The following is a 710-nucleotide window of genomic DNA, read 5'->3' on the forward strand; positions in this document are numbered from 1 at the left end:
CGGACGCCGGATGCTCTTGCGGTGGTCTCGGACGGGGAAGCCTTGACCTACCGCGAGCTAAATGAACAGTCGAATCAGCTGGCGCGTTTCCTTCAGAGCCAGGGCATTGGACGGGAAAGTATCGTTGCTCTGTGGATGCCCCGATCCGTGCGTTATGTGCAGTTTGTGCTGGGCGTGTTAAAGGCAGGCGGGGCTATTCTCCCCATCGATCCGTCTACTCCGGCCGAGCGCATACGGCATATGCTCAGGGATAGCAGACCTGCACTCGTGTTGACGGAACTGCCTCTGCCGGAGGCCGTTTTGGGCGATGCAGAGGCCGTAACGGCAGAGGAGGCCATCTCTCGTTCGACGCGTATGCCGGCTTCGGATCTGACCCATGGTGCCAACTCAAGCGATGCCCTGTATGTGATCTATACGTCGGGATCCACGGGAACGCCCAAGGGTGTGATGATCGAGCACCGGACCCTCATCAATTTGCTGCAGTGGCAGCAGGAAAGCATCCCCGTGCAAGCGGGGGCTTCGAAGGTCCTTCAATTTGCTGCGATGAGTTTCGATGTCTGCTATCAGGAGATGTTCACTGCGCTTCTTGGAGGCGCCGAGCTGCATATCGTTGGAGAAGACCAGAAGCGGCAGCCGAGGGAGTTCGTCGAATCTGTGGTGGAAATCGGCGCGGATATTGTATTCCTTCCAACCGCTTTTCTTAAATATTT

At 57.0% G+C, this 710-nt stretch carries 1 protein-coding gene; it reads left to right on the forward strand.

The window, feature by feature from the left end; genetic code table 11:
- Positions 1-710 (forward strand): AMP-binding protein (locus ABRS97_RS28090; RefSeq protein WP_367859152.1); only part of this gene is annotated, 710 nt, incomplete at both ends.

This window comes from Paenibacillus tabacirhizosphaerae (assembly GCF_040812395.1).
GTDB lineage: Bacteria > Bacillota > Bacilli > Paenibacillales > NBRC-103111 > Paenibacillus_E.